The following is a 17,595-nucleotide window of genomic DNA, read 5'->3' as shown; positions in this document are numbered from 1 at the left end:
CACCCTCAACGGCAAATCGTACACCGCCACTCTGGATGCCTCAGGCAACTGGAGCGTGGGCGTGCCTGCGGCGGACGTAACCGCCCTGGCCGCCGGAGATTACACCATTACAGCGGCGCTGACCGATAAAGCGGGCAACAGCAACAGCGCCACGCACGGCGTGGAGGTGAATCTGACCGCGCCGGTGCTGACCATTGACACCGTTTCCGGTGACGATGTGATCAACAACGCCGAGAAAACCCAGGATCTGACGATCTCCGGTACGGCTTCCGGCCTGGCGGCAGGCGCGGTGGTGACCGTGATGCTGAACGGCAAAGCGTACAGCGCGCAGGTGGACGATAACGGAAAATGGACGACTACCGTTCCGGCGAACGAGGTCGGTCAGCTGGGCGAGGCGCTTTATACCGTCACCGCCTCAGCGACGGACAGCGTCGGCAACAATACCAGCACGTCGCACACCGTGAACGTGGAATCCGTTCTGCCGGGCGTGATCGTCAACACCATTGCGGGTGACGACGTCATTAACGCGGCGGAGCTGGCAGCCGGCCAGACCATCAGCGGTAAGGTGGTGAATGCCGAAGCGGGCAACACCGTGACCGTGACCATTGGCGGTAACAGCTACACCGCAACGGTGCAGAGCGATCTCACCTGGTCCGTGAACGTGCCGTCCGACGTGCTGACCGCGCTGGGCAACGGTGATTTGACCGTGTCAGCCAGCGTCACGAACGGGGTGGGCAATAGCGGAACGGGCGAGCGCGAAATCGTGATAGACGCTAACCTGCCGGGCCTGCGCGTGGATACCGTGGCGGGTGACGACGTGATCAACAGCATCGAACACGGGCAGAACCTGATTATCACCGGTACCAGCGACGGGCTGGCGGCGGGCGCGGCGCTGATCGTGACCGTCAACGGCAAAACCTATCCGGCGACCGTGCTGGCGGACGGCACCTGGAGCGCGGCGATCCCTGCGGCGGACGTCGGCGCACTGAGTGCAGGCACGGTTACCGTGACCGTTGCGGGCCAGAGCAGCGCCGGTAACCCGGTCTCCATCAGCCACGATGTGACGGTGGATCTGGCGAGCGTTGCCATCAGCATTGACGCCATCGCCACCGATGACGTGATTAACGCGGCCGAGAAGGGCGCGGATCTGGTGCTCTCGGGGGCGACCTCGAACGTTGAGGAAAACCAGACCGTCACCATCACCTTCGGCGGCAAGAGCTACACCGCGACGGTAGACGCCGACGGCAAATGGACCGCCACGGTGCCAGCGGCCGATCTGGCGGGTCTGAAAGACGGCGACGCCAGCGTGCAGGTGAGCGTCACCAACGTGAACGGCAACAGCGCCTCGGCGGGCCGCGAGTACAGCGTGGATGCGACCGCACCGTCCGTGACCATCAATACCCTGGCGACGGACGACATTCTCAATGCCACCGAAGCGAAGAGCGATCTGACGGTTTCCGGCACCAGCACCGCCGAAGCGGGCCAGACGGTCACCGTATCGCTGAACGGCAAAGACTACACCACAACCGTCAGCGCGGACGGCAGCTGGACGCTGAACGTTCCGGCGGCCGATCTGGCAGGATTAACCGACGGCAGCGTCACCGTTACCGCATCAGTCAGCGACAAGGCGGGTAACCCGGCGTCCGTGGATCACAACCTGGCGGTAGATATCACCGTCCCGGCGGTGACCATCAATACCGTGGCGGGCGATGACGTGATTAACATCGCAGAACACGGCCAGGCGCAAATCATCAGCGGCACCGCCACCGGCGCGGCTGCGGGCGATAAGGTCACCGTCACCATCGGCGGCCAGACGTACACCACCGTGCTGGACGCGGCGGGGAACTGGAGCGTGGGCGTCCCGGCGAACGTGATTTCCGGCCTCAGCGACGGCACCGTGACCGTCACCGCGTCGGTCACCGACGCGGCGGGCAACACCGGCACCGGCACGCATAGCGTGACCGTCGATACCGGCCTGCCGTCCGTGGCCTTCAACGCCATCAGCGATGACAACGTCCTGAACGCGGTGGAAAAAGGTCAGGACCTGAGCGTCAGCGGCACCAGCGCCAACCTGGCGGAAGGCACCGTGGTGACCGTGACCCTCAACGGTAAAAACTACACGGCCACAACCGCGGCAGACGGCACCTGGAGCCTGACGGTTCCGGCAGCGGATCTGGCCGGTCTCGGCCAGGCCAACTATACCCTGAACGCGACCGCCACCAACGGCGTGGGCAACAGCGTGAGCAACACCGCGAACCTGCTGGTGGACACCGCGCTGCCAACCGTCATCATCAACACCGTGGCGGGCGATAACGTCATCAACGCGGCGGAAGTGGCGGCAGGCCAGACCCTGAGCGGCACCGTGGCGAACGCCGAAGCGGGCAATACCGTCACCGTCACCCTTGGCGGCAACAGCTACACCGCAACGGTGCAGAACGATCTGACCTGGTCCGTGAACGTGCCGTCCGACGTGCTGACCGCGCTGGGCAACGGCAGCCTGAGCGTAACGGCGACCGTCACCAACGGCCACGGCAACACCGGCACCGGCGAGCGCGAGATCGCTATCGACGCTAACCTGCCGGGCCTGCGCGTCGACACCGTCGCGGGTGATGACGTGATCAACACCATCGAGCACGCGCAGAACCTGATCGTCACCGGCTCCAGCGACGGGCTGGCGGCGGGCACGGCGCTGACCGTCACCGTCAACGGTAAAGGCTATGCGGCCACCGTACTGGCGGACGGCACCTGGAGCGCGGCGATCCCGTCCACCGACGTGAGCGCGTGGCCGGAAGGCACCGTCAAAATCAGCGTGACCGGCGACAGCTCTGCGGGCAACCCGATTACCATCAGCCACGACGTGACGGTAGATCTGGCGACCGTTGCCATCAGCATCGATGCGATTGCCACCGATGACGTGATTAACGCGGCGGAGAAGGGCGCGGATCTGGTGCTGTCCGGTGCGACCACCAACGTGGATGCCGGGCAGACCGTGACCATCAGCCTGAACGGCAAAATTTATAGCGCGACAGTAGACGACAGCGGCAACTGGACTTACACCGTGCCGTCTGCGGATCTGGTACACCTCAAGGACGGCGACGCCAGCGTGCAGGTGAGCGTCACCAACGTCAACGGCAACAGCGCCTCGGCGGGCCGCGAGTACAGCGTGGATGCGACCGCGCCGTCCGTGACCATCAACACCCTTGCGGCTGACGATATTCTGAACGCCGCAGAAGCGCAGTCCGATCTGACCGTATCCGGCACCACCACCGCCGAAGCGGGCCAGACGGTCACCGTATCGCTGAACGGCAAAGACTACACCACAACCGCAGGCGCGGACGGCAGCTGGACGCTGAGCGTTCCGGCGGCGGATCTGGCATCGCTCGGCGACGGCAGCGTCACCGTGACGGCGAGCGTCAGCGACAAGGCGGGCAACCCGGCGTCGGTCGATCACACTCTGACGGTCGACGTGACCGTTCCTGCGGTGACGATCAACACCGTGGCGGGCGATGACGTGATTAACATCGCTGAGCACGCTCAGGCGCATATCGTCAGCGGCACCGCCACCGGCGCGGCAGCGGGCGATAAGGTCACCGTGACCATCGGCGGCCAGACCTACACCACCGTGCTGGACGCGGCGGGGAACTGGAGCGTGGGCGTACCGGCCAGCGTGATTTCCGGCCTCAGCGACGGCACCGTAACCGTCACTGCGTCAGTCACTGACGCGGCGGGCAACACCGGCACCGGCACGCATAACGTGACCGTTGATACCGGCCTGCCGTCCGTGGCGTTCAACGCCATCAGCGGCGACAACGTGCTGAACGCGGTGGAAAAAGGTCAGGATCTGAGCGTCAGCGGCACCAGCGCCAACCTCGCGGAAGGCACCGTGGTGACCGTAAACCTGAACGGTAAAAACTACGCGGCCACGACGGCGGCAGACGGCACCTGGAGCCTGACCGTTCCGGCGGCGGACCTGGCGGGTCTGGGCGAAGCGAATTACACCCTGAGCGCGAGCGCCACCAACGGCGTGGGCAACAGCGTCAGCAATACGGCGAACCTGCTGGTCGACACCGCGCTGCCGACCGTCACCATCAACACCGTGGCGGGCGATAACGTCATCAACGCGGCGGAAGTGGCCGCGGGCCAGACCATCAGCGGCAAGGTAGCGAACGCGGAAGCGGGCAATACCGTCACTGTCACCATTGGCGGCAACAGCTACACCGCAACGGTGCAGAGCGATCTCACCTGGTCCGTTAACGTGCCGGAATCCGTCCTGACGGCGCTGGGCAACGGTGATTTGACCGTGTCAGCATCCGTCACCAACGGTCACGGCAACACCGGCGCGGGCGAGCGCGAAATCGTGATAGACGCCAGCCTGCCGGGTCTGCGCATTGATACCGTGGCGGGCGACGATGTGATCAACAGCATCGAGCACGGGCAGAACCTGATCGTTACCGGCTCCAGCGACGGGCTGGCGGCAGGCACCACGCTCACCGTGACCGTCAACGGCAAAACCTATGCGGCCTCCGTGCTGGCAGACGGCACCTGGAGCGCGGCAATCCCGGCGGCGGACGTCGGGGCCCTGGCAGCAGGCACGGTCACCGTGACCGCTGCAGGCCAGAGCGCGGCGGGCAACCCGGTGACCATCAGCCATGACGTGACCGTCGATCTGTCAGCAGTGGCTATCAGCATCGATGCGATTGCCACCGACGACGTGATTAACGCGGCGGAGAAAGGCGCGGATCTGGTGCTGTCCGGCAGCACCTCGAACGTGGAGGAAAACCAGACCGTTACCATCACCTTCGGCGGCAAGACGTACACCGCGAAGGTGGATGCTGACGGTAACTGGACGGCCACCGTGCCGTCTGCGGATCTCGCGGGCCTTAAAGACGGCGATGCCAGCGTGCAGGTGAGCGTCACCAACGCGCACGGCAACAGCGCCTCGGCGGGCCGGGAGTACAGCGTGGACGCCACCGCGCCAACCGTGACCATCGATACGGTCGCAGGCGATAACGTGATTAACGCCAGCGAAGCGGCTGCGGGCGTGGCCATTTCCGGCACCACCACGGCGGAAGTCGGTCAGACGGTCACCGTGACGCTGGGCGGTAAGAGCTATACCGCGCAGGTGCAGCAGGGCGGCGTCTGGAGCGTGAACGTGCCGGGCACAGACCTGTCCGCACTGGCGGATAACGGCTACACCGTGCAGGTCAGCGTGAGCGACGCCGCGGGTAACCCGGGCAGCGCGGGCAAAGCGATTACGCTTGATACCACGCCGCCGACCGTCAGCTTTAACGACGTTGCGGGCGATAACGTCATTAACAGCGTGGAGCACGGGCAGGCGCAGATCGTCAGCGGCACCGCAACCGGCGCGAGCGTCGGCGATAAGCTGGTCATCACCATCGGTTCGAACCAGTACACCACCACCGTTGACGCTAGCGGTAACTGGAGCGTGGGCGTGCCGGCCAGCGTGATTTCCGCGCTGAACGACGGCACCGTGACCCTCAGCGCGACCATTACCGACAGCGCGGGCAACAGCAGCACCCAGACCCACGATGTGGTAGTGAACACCGCCTCCGTGGCGCTGACCATCAACACCGTTAGCGGAGATGACGTCATTAACGCGGCTGAAGCCGGTTCGCCACTGGTGATTAACGGCTCCAGCGCCCAGTTCGCCAGCGGTACGCAGGTCACCGTGACGCTGAACGGCAAGAGCTATACGGCCACCATCCAGAGCGACGGCAGCTGGACGACCACCGTTCCGGCCGCCGACGTAGGCGCGCTGGCCGATGGCGCGAGCTATCAGGTATCCGTGTCGGCGCAGGACAGCGCGGGCAACAGCGCGTCGGCGACGCACGGCATCAGCGTGGATATCACCGCGCCGGTCGTGAGCATTGCGACGCTGTCGGGTGACGACATGCTGAACGCGCTTGAAGCACAGCAGCCCCTGACTGTGCGCGGCTCTTCCAGCGCGGAGGCGGGTCAGACCGTCACCGTGACGCTGGGCGGCAAATCCTACACTGCAACCGTGGCAAACGACGGCACCTGGACGCTCGACGTGCCGGCGGCAGATCTGGCTGCGCTGAGCCAGGGCGCGCTGACGGTGACCGCCTCGGTCAACGATAAAGCGGGTAATAACGGCCAGACCACGCACACCTTAACGGTAGACACCGTCGCGCCAACCGTGACCATCAGCACCGTGGCCGATGACGATATCGTCAACAACGCGGAGCAGCTGGCGGGCCAGACCATCAGCGGCACCACCACGGCGGAACAGGGCCAGACGGTGACCGTCTCCTTCAACGGGCACAGCTATCAGGCGACCGTCGGGGCGGACGGATCCTGGTCGGTCTTCGTGCCGGGCCGTGATTTCCTCGGCCTGAGCGACGGGGATTACACCATCACCGCTTCGGTGAGCGATAAGGCGGGCAACCCGGGCAGCGCAACGCACGACGTGACGCTGAACGGCGATGTCCCAACCATCACCATCAACACCTTTGCGCAGGATGATATCGTCAACGCCGCCGAGCACGGTACGCCGCTGATTGTCAGCGGTACCACCGACGCCCCGGCGGGCCAGACGGTGACCATCACGCTGAACGGTAAAACCTACACGGCGACCGTCCAGGCTGACGGCAGCTGGAGCTATACGGTGGGCAGCGCAGACGTAACCGCGCTGGCGGACGGCGGTTCGTACGTCATTAACGCGCAGGTGAGCAACGCCATCGGCAACAGCGCCAGCGATAACCACAGCGTCACCGTGGATCTCACCGCGCCGTCGATGGGCATCAGCATTGACTCGCTGCAAAACGACACCGGCCTGAGCGCGAGTGATTTCATCACCAACGATGCTCAGGTGGTGGTCAACGGCTCGCTGACCGCGCAGCTCGGCAATAACGAGAAAGCGCAGATCAGCCTCGACGGCGGCACCACCTGGATTGAGCTGACCGTAACCGGTACCACCTGGCGCTACGCCGATGGCCGCACCCTGACGGACGGTACGTATCAGTATCAGGTGCGCGTTATCGATAACGCGGGCAACGTGGGGGCGACGGACAGCCAGGACGTGGTGATTGACCTGACGAAGCCTGCGGCGACGACCATTACCGTGGATTCCATCACCCAGGATACGGGCCTGTCCGGCAGCGATTTTATCACCAGCGACAGCCAGATCAGCCTGAAAGGGACGCTCGGCGCGGCGCTGGGCAGCGGCGACCACGCTCAGATCAGCCTCGACGGCGGCGTTACCTGGACCGATGTGAGTGTCAGCGGCCTGAGCTGGACCTATGTCGATGGCCGCACGCTGGCCGACGGGGATTATAACTACCAGCTGCGCGTGATTGACGACGCGGGCAATATCAGCGCCACCGCCAGCCAGGTGGTGACCATTGATACGGTTGCGCCGGACGCCAGCAAAACCATCGCCATCGACAGCATCAGCGACGATACCGGCCTGAGCAGCAGCGACTTTGTCACTAACGATACGTCCCTGACGCTGCACGGCTCGCTCGGCGCGACGCTGGCCGACGGCGAGTATGCCCAGATCAGCATCGATGGCGGCGTCACCTGGCAGAACGTGATCGTCACCGGCAACAGCTGGTACTACGTCGATAGCCGCACGCTGGGTAACCAGACCTATGACTACTACGTTCGCGTGGTGGATGCGGCGGGCAACGTGGGGGCCAGCGCCCATCAGCAGGTGACCGTCGATACGGTCGCCCCGGATGCGGCGATTACGGTGACCGTGGATAACATCACCGTGGATACCGGCTTCGACAATAACGACTTCCTGACCAGTTCGACCTCGTACACGCTGCACGGAACGCTCGGCGCAGAGCCTGGCGCGGGTGAATTCGTGCAGGTGAGCATGGACGGCGGCAGCACCTGGGTGTACGCCACCGTCAGCGGTACGCAGTGGAGCTACAGCGATACCCGTACCCTGACCGACGGCAGCCATAACTATCAGGTGCGGGTAGTTGACCAGGCGGGGAACGTCGGGGCAACCACCTCGCAGGCGGTGACGGTGGATACGCAGGCGCCGCAGTACGGCGTCACCATCGACAGCATCAGCGAAGATACCGGCCAGTCCGGGAGTGATTTCATCACCATGGACACCACGCTGACCATCAACGGTTCGCTGGGCAGCGCGCTGGCAAACGACGAGCGCGTGCAGATCAGCCTGGACGGCGGGAACACCTGGCTCGATACCACGGTCACCAACCAGCGCTGGAGCTACACCGATACCCGCGATCTGGCTGACGGGGACTACACCTACCAGGTGCGGATTATCGACCAGGCGGGCAACGTCGGCTCCACCGCCTCTCAGGTGGTGACGGTGGACACCACGCCGCCAGCGACGGTAGGCACGGTAGTGAGCTATACCGACGGTGAAGGCGAGCGTCAGGGCACCTTTGGCAGCGCGGTGGCAACCGACGATAACTCACCGCTGATCAACGGTACGCTTAACCGCGCCCCGGACGACGGTGAAATTGTGCAGCTCTATCGTGACGGGGTCCTGCTCGGCCAGGTGACCATGAACGGCAGCGCAAGCTGGTCCTTCCAGGACAACGGCCTCAGCGACGGCAACCACACCTACATTGTGCGCGTCACCGACAGGGCCGGTAACTACACGGAATCGGACGGCTTTGTGCTGAACGTCGATACCAGCATCCCGACCACCACGGCGGCGATTACCGCGCAGACCACGTCGGACACCACGCCGATTGTCAGCGGTACCGTCTCCGCTGACCTGGTGAACGGTGAATACCTGGTGGTTACGGTGAACGGAAAAACCTACACCTCCCAGACCGGCGGCGCGGTGGTGGTCGATCCGGATCACAACACCTGGTATCTGCAGATCCCGGACGGCGATGCGCTGAGCGTGTCGAGCTACAGCGTGACGGCGCAGGTGAAAAGCAGCGCGGGTAACGGCAATACAACCGGTACGGCGACCGGCAGCCTGGTGATTGATACCACCTCGGTGAATACCGACTGGGCAACCACGGCGGGGAACAGCAACAACTCCACCATGACCCTCGGCATGAACAGCAGCGGTCTGTGGAATATCATTGCTAACGGCCAGTCATACTCCAGCAGCGATAGCTCGACCTATGCCGGAAATGCGCTGACCAACACCCGCGGCTACTACGTGGTGAGCCAGACCGCCGCCGACTTTGACCGTAACGGCACGCAGGATATCTTCGCGACGGAAAATACCTACGCCGGATCAACGCAGGTGATGTGGACCTACGATGGCAGCACCTATAACGCCAGCCAGCTGGCGATGGGCACCACCATCTGGTACGGCGGCGTGATTGCCTACGACAAAACCGGCGATGGCTATCTGGATCTGGCGTACGGCGATGCCGGTATGGACTCATTGACCTACCTGGTGAACAACAACGGCGTTCTGTCGCCGGACGGCACCGGCGGGGAAGGCGGGTTCTACGGTCAGTTCGATTCCGGGCGCGAAATTTCCGGGGTTGACCTGAACAACGACGGCACGGTGGATATTGTTCAGCACACCAACCGCAGCGGCGCGTACTCGTTAACCGTGATCAACAACAACGGTAACGGCACGCTCTCTATCGGTCAGAACCTGACCAACGTGTTTGTGGTCAACGCCTCGAATACCACCACGGCGGCGTCCATGACGTGGGCGGACTTCAACGGCGATGGCTACATGGATCTGTACCTGGGCAGCAGCTACAACAACAACGGCGGGGTGATTTACTACAACGACGGTACCGGGAAGCTCTCTGCCACCAAGAGCGCGGTGGAAGCCTCTAACGCCACGGCAGGCTATCTGTCGGTGGCGGTGGACTGGAACGGCGACGGGCAGATGGACATCATCAAGCTCAGCACCTACGGCGGCTCGCAGACGGCGACCCTGTTCACCAACAGCGGCTACGGTTCCACCTGGACCTCCAGCCAGCTGGCGTCCGGTATTGCCTACGCGACCGGCGTGGCGGCTGTGGACTACAACTGGGACGGCGCGCAGGATCTGCTGGTCTCTCAGCAGAACGGCAAGGTGGTGCTGGTGCAAAACAGCAAAACCATTGCTGACGGCACCGCGATGCACCTGCACATTGTCGACAGCGAGGGCATCAACGCCTACTACGGCAACACGGTCAATCTGTACAACGCCGCGGGCGTGCTGGTGGCCTCGCAGATCATCAACGCCCAGTCCGGTATCGGGTCGAACGATACCTCTGCGCTGGTGAGCTTCTACGGTCTGGATCCGAATGAAACCTATTCGGCCGAGATCCTGAAGATCACCAACGGCGTGTCGGATAACGTCACCTGGAGCGGTCTGGAGGCGGGCAACGGCAAAGAGGGCTACGTCCTGACGGCCGAAGCCGCCACCGGCGGCCACAGCGGGACCATCACCGGGACCGGGTATAACGACACCTTCATTGCAGAGGATGGCACCTATACCTACAACGGCTCCGGCGGCTGGAATACCCACTCCGACTACGACACCTGGAGCAACACCGGCGGGATGGACGTGGTGGATTACCGCAATGCGACCTCCGGCGTGACCGTTGATTTGCGCCTCTCAACCGCTCAGAACACCGGATTCGGTACCACGCGACTGTTGAACATCGAGGGCATCAACGGCTCGGATTACGACGACGTCATTACCGGCAACAGCGGTGATAACCAGTTCGAAGGGCGCGGCGGAAACGACACCTTCAACATCGGCAGCGGCGGTCACGATACGTTGCTCTACAAGCTGATTAACGCCTCCGATGCGACGGGCGGTAACGGTCACGACGTGGTGAACGGCTTTACCGTCGGTACCTGGGAAGGGACAGCGGACACGGATCGTATTGACCTGCGCGATCTGCTCTCCGGCAGCGGCTATACCGGCACGGGCTCGGCGAGCTACGTGAACGGCGTGGCCACGCTGGACAGCAGCGCGGGCAATATCAGCGATTACATCCGCGTGGTGCAAAACGGCAGCAATACCGAGATCCAGGTTGACCTGGACGGTACCGGCGGTCAGTTCTCGCCAACCACGCTGGTGACGCTGAACGGCGTGCAGACGGATCTGGCAACGCTGCTGGCGAACCATCAGCTGTTAATTGCGTAAAACAACGCCGCGGGGAGCGATCCTCGCGGCCTTTTGCGTTTCTTTACATGAATAGCGATAACCCTATATTTCACAAGATTATTTTGCGGGCTCGTTTAGAGAGTGTTCGATTTTTAATCATTCCGTAAAGGTATCATTTCAGTGCGAAATTACCGCTCTGGACAGGACGTAGCATTATGAAGACACATCCACAGTACGAACCCTGGCTGCAGGGCATGCTCATCATCGCGAAGCACTACCGGCTGGATTTCTCAGCGGAGCATGTTCGGGTCACGATTAACCATGAAAGCCAGTCTCCGCGCCAGCTGGTGCTGGAGGAGATGGCGCGCCAGCTTGGGCTGGGGATGCGTATGGTGGCGGCTGAAGCGGTATCCCTCGATCCGTGGCGCCTGCCGCTGCTGGCGGAATTCACCGGCGGACAAATCGCGGTCATTAACCGCATGGACAGCGAAGGCAACGTCAGCCTGCAGTTTAGCGGCGACGCGGGGCTGGAGACCACGCTGACGCGTGACGAACTCGGGGCGCGGTTAAAAGGGCTGATGGTGCTGCGCCCGCTCGAATCCACGCCGGATGCCCGCGTGGACGACTACATCAAACCCTATGAGAAAAACTGGTTCTGGCAGCTGGCTCTGAAGGACTGGCGACGCTACAGCGACATTATGCTGGTGGCGCTGGTTGCCAACGTGCTGGCGCTCTCCGGCATGGTTTTCTCCATGCAGGTGTACGACAGGGTGGTACCGTCGCAGTCGGAAGCCACGCTGTGGGTCCTGTTTGGCGGCGTGATGATTGCCATCGTGTTCGAATTCATCATGCGCATGCTGCGCGTGCATATTTCTGACGTGGTGGGGAAGCGCGCCGACCTGCGCATTTCTGAACGCGTGTTTGCCCACGCGCTGCGGATTAAAAACGGCGCGCGATCCAAATCAACCGGATCCTTTATCGCGCAGATCCGCGAGCTGGAGTCGGTGCGCGAGCTCATCACCTCGACCACCATCGCGGCGATCTCCGATCTGCCGTTCTTCCTGCTGTTCGTCTTTATTCTGTGGATGATTGGCGGGCCGCTGGTGCTGGTGGTCCTGCTCGCCGTTCCGCTGCTGCTCATCCCCGGCCTGCTGGTGCAGCGCCCGCTGGGGAAACTCTCCAGCGAAGGGATGCGTGAATCCGCCATCCGCAACGCCACGCTGGTGGAAGCGGTGCAGGGCATTGAAGACATCAAGCTGATGCGCGCCGAGCAGCGTTTCCAGAACCAGTGGAATAACACCAACGACGTTGCCGCCAGCGTCGGCATGAAGCAGCGCTGGCTGACGGGATTACTGCTGACATGGACGCAGGAGGTGCAGTCCATCGTCTACGCGGTGGTACTGCTGGTGGGCTGTTACCTGGTCATCAGCGGCGACATGACTACCGGTGCGCTGGTGGGAACCTCGATTCTGGCGTCGCGCACCATCGCGCCGCTGTCGCAGATCTCAGGCGTGCTTTCGCGCTGGCAGTCGGCAAAGGTGGCGCGCAAGGGGCTGGACGACCTGATGCAGCGCCCGATTGACGATCCGCAGCACGGCAAGAAGGTGCATAAAGCCCACCTGCGCGGCGACTATGCGCTTGAGGACGTCGGGTTTTATTACGACGAGGAAGAGAAACTCACCGTGCTCAACATCAGCAAGCTGCAGATCCGCGCCGGAGAGCGCGTGGCGGTGCTCGGGCGCAACGGCTCCGGTAAAAGCACGCTGTTACAGCTGCTGGCGGGCATGCAGGAGCCGCAGCAGGGCAGCATCCTGCTCGACGATATCGCCCTCAATCATCTGGACCCGGCCGACGTGCGCCGCGACATGCAGCTGCTTAGCCAGCAGGCCCGGCTGTTCTTTGGCTCCGTGCGGGACAACATCCTGATGGGGAACCCGTTAGCCACCGACGATGAGATTCATCAGGCGCTGGTGAACAGCGGCGCGCTGGAGTTTGTGCGTAAACAGAAAATGGGGCTGAACTACATCATCAACGAGGGCGGGGCTGGCCTCTCCGGCGGTCAGCGTCAGGCGCTGCTGCTGGCGCGTGCCCTGATTACCTCGCCGAATATCCTGCTGCTGGACGAGCCTACCGCCTGGCTGGACGAAATGAGCGAGAAGCAGTTTATTCAGCATCTTCACAAATGGCTGGGTAAACGCCGGACGCTGGTGGTGGCGACGCATCGCCTGCCGATTCTGGACCTGGTCGACCGCATCATCGTGCTGGAAAACGGCAAGGTGGTGATGGACGGCCCGCGCGATGCGATCCTGCACCAGCACGGCATGGCGCCGCAGAAAGCCGCGCAGCGTACGGTGACCATGAAGCCGGCGGCGGTTGCAGAGGAGGGCGCGGCATGAATGATTTCTCTCGTTTCAATAGCCGACTGAAGGAGCCGCGCCTGCCGCGCTCGTCGCTGGTGGCATGGTCCCTGTTCGCCCTGCTGGCGGTGTTTATCGCCTGGGCAAGCCTGTTCCATCTGGATGAAGTGACGACCGGCAGCGGCAAGGTCATACCGTCTTCGCATGAGCAGGTCATCCAGTCTCTGGAAGGCGGCATCATCCACAGCCTGATGGTGCGCGAAGGCGACATCGTGGAACGCGGCCAGCAGCTCGCGCAGCTTGACCGGACAAAAACCGAATCGAGCGTGCTGGAGAGCGAGTCTCGCCTGAATGCGGCGCTGGCAACCGCTGCGCGCCTGAAGGCCGAGGTGAACGACACGGAGCTCGCGTTTCCGGAGGAGCTGGATGACGACGTTGAGCTGGTCAAACAGGAAACGGCGCTCTATCAGTCCCGTCGTGAAAGTCTCGAAAAAGGGCTGGCCGGGTTGCGTCAGGGCGCCGAGCTGGTGCAGCGTGAGCTGTCGTTAACCCGACCGCTAGTGACCCAGGGAGCGGCCAGCAAGGTTGAGGTGTTACGTCTTGAGCGTCAAAAAAATGAGCTTGAGAATAAAATCACCGAGATGAAAAACCAGTATTACGTTCGCGCCCGTGAAGAGCTGGCAAAAGCCAATGCGGAGATTGAGGCCCAGCGTTCGGTGATGAAAGGGCGTGAGGACTCCCTGACCCGGCTGACCTTCAATGCCCCGGTTCGCGGGATCGTGAAGGATATTGACGTCACGACCGTGGGAGGCGTTATCCCGCCGAACGGCAAGCTGATGAGCCTTGTCCCGCTTGACGATCAGATGGTAGTCGAAGCGAAAATCTCGCCGCGCGATGTGGCATTTATCCATCCCGGCCAGAAAGCGCTGGTGAAAATTACGGCCTATGACTACTCCATTTACGGCGGGCTGGAAGGGGAAGTGACCATGATTTCGCCGGACACCCTGCAGGATGAGGTGAAAAGGGATGTCTACTACTATCGCGTTTATATTCGTACCGACAGTAACCATCTGACCAATAAGCAGGGTCAGGAATTTCCGGTCTTTCCGGGCATGATTGCCACCGTTGATATTAAAACCGGCAGCAAAACCATTCTGGATTATCTGTTGAAACCGCTGAACAAGGCAAAAGAGGCGCTGCGGGAACGATAGGGGAATGGCGTTCGGAACTCCGAACGCCTGCTGGATTATACGGTTGACGTCACGTTGTGAGCGTGGCGTCGCTCTTTAGGCACAACGTTGATGTAATGCGTAACATACGCAAAATATAAACCGGCATAATTTTCGACAAGGTCGATAAACGCCGGGTATATCGACATCCGACCATCACCACGATCTTTAAGATATCCCGCCTCTTGTGCCGATTTGATAATTCGGTTGACGTGGATGCGTGAAACAAAAAATTCTTTTGCGAGCGTGCTGGCTGAATAGTCAATGACCGCACCGTGAGCGGATTTATTTTTCATGGCCTGCAGATAGATATAAAGCATAATCATACGGCCGCCATCTTTATCAATAAATAATCCCACCTCAGGCAACACCTTTCTGAACGTTAATCCCCGAAAAAGATATTCAGCCGCGCGGCGGAAGAAGTTGTTTCTCAAAATATCATTATCCAGCAGATTAACATTAATATTAAATGCCGGATAAAGAATGCTGACGGGCAAAAAAGCGCCGGACATATAACGCTTAAGTTCATTGAGTCCTTTTTCAGTTGGCGCGATTCTCGTTTTGCGTCGATCATCCGTGCAGCGCCAGGTCCTGATGCGCCCGGTGGTTCTCAGTATCGTAATGATCGCAATCACGCTGTTGGGGCTGGCTATTTTATAGCGAGAGCATAGATCTTTAATCTCTGAAACTGACTCGGCCTGATTTCCAAAAATAAAACAACACATGGAGAGAATAATGTTAAATCGTGATTCCTGCAGCATTGTCTTGTAGAACAAAGGTTGTTTTTTGTAGATGGTGTCATTAATTGTGTAGTGCTCTAATATTGCCTCACCGAATCGCGGATTGTTCTTTATAACATCCCTTCGATGTAGCAAGGCCCTGGATGAGATGTGATTATCCATAGCATTTTTCTCGTATTTGAATGAGCCGATAGATGAAGTGTCCACTCTTCTTTTCGGAATTTTCATTATACCCTGAGAATAAGATATTTGCCGTTGTTATTTGCAAAGAAAAGTACATTTAAACGACGGTGATTAACGCAAAGATGTTCCTGTGAGTTGAGCTGATATCTGTTTCTTACCCTGAGTCGGTACTGTAAAATTAATGTTTATAACAGGTGCGTTAAATTTTACGTATTCACAAATGGAAATGGCGCCTTAGTGCCCAGGAGCAGTTTATGACCCACAAAATTTCTCTCAGAAATGAGGCGTACGATGAACATAAATTTGTCATCTCCGCCTGCGGTTTTACGTTCCAGGGATATCGTCTGATCCTTAACCAGTACGGAATACAGGCTTCGCATATTCACTTTGACGGGGATGAGGCATCCCAACAGGATCTGGAAAATATCCTTATAAATCAGAGCTCTCATATTGTGGTGTTTCTCGGAAAAGGTATCGTCAGTCTCCTGGAGAGCCTGAAGCGACTGGCATCCGTGCTCAATGCACTTCCCGTTATTCGACGCGTCACCCTGTATGGCGACATACCGGATGGCTGGCTATATCGCACCCTGGGCACTCTTTTAAATAATAGTTATCAATTATCATTGATTCGCATAGCCCGCGTTTCGGATGTCGTCACTGGTTCTCAAACGCACCATCATGTTTTTAAAGATCGTTCGTACTTATTACGCGATCGCTACAAGGATAATTCTTCGCAAGACAACGTAAAATGGCTAACAAAAAGAGAGATTGACGTTTTATTAAATTTCTACCGCGGCATGTCCGTAAAAGAAATGTGCGATGAAATGGGACTTTCTAATAAAACGGTTTATACGCACCGTAAGGAAGGCGTGCTGAAATTACGCTTAATTAAGCGGTGGTTACATGATTCGCACAATTTTAATGCCGAAAGAAGTATCAAGCGGCGGAGTCAAAATACGGAGTTTACGGATAAGGAAGCAGAGATTTTTAATGCATTATATAAAAAAGAGATCTTCCCTGCTTATCAGATCATTACCGATCGTGACAAAAAAGGCGTAGGCTTTGAGATACTGATCCGCTGGAATAAAAACGGTAAAATTGTGAAGCCAGCTAGTTTTCTCACGGATATTTCAAATCATGAGATATGGTTGAAAATTACCGCGCTAGTTATTCATGCCGCCGTGTCCGGGATTAATAAGTATAATGGTAAATACTATTTTTCTGTGAATATTCCGCCTCGTCTGGCTTCCGGGAATGCATTGCCTGATATGGCAAAGAAAGCTATCGACATGCTGCTCAAACCGCAGTGGGCTGAGAAGCTGGTCTTTGAATTCGCCGAAGATATTGACGTGACGAAGGACAAAAGGATCCCTGAAACCATGCGGCATTTGCGTAATACGGGGTGTCGATTGTTCCTGGATGACTGCTTCTCTAATCATCAAACTATGTTCCCGGTGCGGCAGGTGCATTTTGATGGTCTTAAGCTGGATCGGGACATCGTTGAGCATTTTGTGGCAAACGACAATGACTATAACCTGATTAAAGCGATACAGATTTATAGCGACATGACCGGAACGGACTGTATTGCGGAGGGGGTTGATAGTGAAGAAAAGTTTGAAAAATTAGTCGCGCTGGGCGTCAAAAACTTTCAGGGATATTATTTATCGCGGGCCGTAAAAGAGGAAGAGTTAGACCGCATGGTCAGGATTTTTAGCTAAGAAAAAATAAAGCCCCGAAGGGCCTTTTATTATTTTCGACCCAGCAGCAGGCCGAGAACAATACCGACCGCACCCGCTGCGACGAGGCCGGTGAGGGGATTATTTCTGACAGCTTCAGTAACGTCGGAAACGGCATCGCTGGCCTGTGCGGCATATTTTTTAGCCGCACCTTTTACCTGATGCTTTGGTGAATCGACGAATTCACCAAACTGCTGCTGCGCTGAACCTGCAAGCTCGTCAAATTTATTTTTTGCTTTATCTTCAGCAAACTGGGTGTTTTTATCAGTACCGAAATCAGACATTTTTACCTCCTTTTGT

General features: G+C 59.4%; 6 protein-coding genes. 4 read left to right on the top strand and 2 right to left on the bottom strand.

Going from position 1 to position 17,595, the window contains the following annotated elements; translation table 11 throughout:
• The 3 genes from DEO48_RS02160 to DEO48_RS02150 form a co-directional block, all read left to right on the top strand.
• Positions 1-11,089 (top strand): Ig-like domain-containing protein (locus DEO48_RS02160; protein WP_146198228.1); only part of this gene is annotated, 11,089 nt, incomplete at its 5' end.
• Between the two features lie 176 nt (positions 11,090-11,265).
• Positions 11,266-13,446 carry a type I secretion system permease/ATPase gene (locus DEO48_RS02155; protein ID WP_045354899.1) on the top strand — a complete coding sequence of 727 codons (2,181 nt, stop codon included), beginning with the start codon at positions 11,266-11,268 and terminating at the stop codon, positions 13,444-13,446.
• Positions 13,443-14,618: an HlyD family type I secretion periplasmic adaptor subunit gene (locus DEO48_RS02150; protein WP_029740549.1), complete on the top strand. Its 1,176-nt coding sequence runs from the start codon at positions 13,443-13,445 to the stop codon at positions 14,616-14,618. Before DEO48_RS02155 ends, DEO48_RS02150 begins: the two co-directional genes overlap by 4 nt.
• A gap of 35 nt (positions 14,619-14,653) precedes the next feature.
• Here DEO48_RS02150 and DEO48_RS02145 read toward each other — a convergent pair whose 3' ends face one another.
• Entirely contained in the window at positions 14,654-15,538 is an 885-nt protein-coding gene (locus tag DEO48_RS02145; protein ID WP_109844223.1) for a MarR family transcriptional regulator, read from the bottom strand.
• Positions 15,539-15,813: 275 nt separating this feature from the next.
• On the opposite strand from DEO48_RS02145, the gene DEO48_RS02140 reads away from it, so the two are divergent.
• A complete protein-coding gene (locus tag DEO48_RS02140) occupies positions 15,814-17,277 on the top strand; it encodes an EAL domain-containing protein (RefSeq protein WP_109844219.1) in 1,464 nt (487 codons plus the stop codon).
• Positions 17,278-17,306: 29 nt separating this feature from the next.
• Here DEO48_RS02140 and DEO48_RS02135 read toward each other — a convergent pair whose 3' ends face one another.
• Positions 17,307-17,579, bottom strand: coding sequence for a YqjD family protein (locus DEO48_RS02135; RefSeq protein ID WP_023311651.1), 273 nt, complete (start codon positions 17,577-17,579; stop codon positions 17,307-17,309).
• Positions 17,580-17,595: the final 16 nt, after the last annotated feature.

This window comes from Enterobacter sp. CGMCC 5087, assembly GCF_003144775.1.
Lineage (GTDB): Bacteria > Pseudomonadota > Gammaproteobacteria > Enterobacterales > Enterobacteriaceae > Enterobacter > Enterobacter cloacae_M.
This window is presented reverse-complemented; position numbering and strand designations above follow the sequence as displayed.

Coding starts and splice junctions, on each gene's coding strand:
- DEO48_RS02155 (WP_045354899.1), top strand. CDS start 11,266: ATGAAGACACATCCACAGTACGAACCCTGGCTGCAGGGCATGCTCATC.
- DEO48_RS02150 (WP_029740549.1), top strand. CDS start 13,443: ATGAATGATTTCTCTCGTTTCAATAGCCGACTGAAGGAGCCGCGCCTG.
- DEO48_RS02145 (WP_109844223.1), bottom strand. CDS start 15,538: ATGGATAATCACATCTCATCCAGGGCCTTGCTACATCGAAGGGATGTT.
- DEO48_RS02140 (WP_109844219.1), top strand. CDS start 15,814: ATGACCCACAAAATTTCTCTCAGAAATGAGGCGTACGATGAACATAAA.
- DEO48_RS02135 (WP_023311651.1), bottom strand. CDS start 17,579: ATGTCTGATTTCGGTACTGATAAAAACACCCAGTTTGCTGAAGATAAA.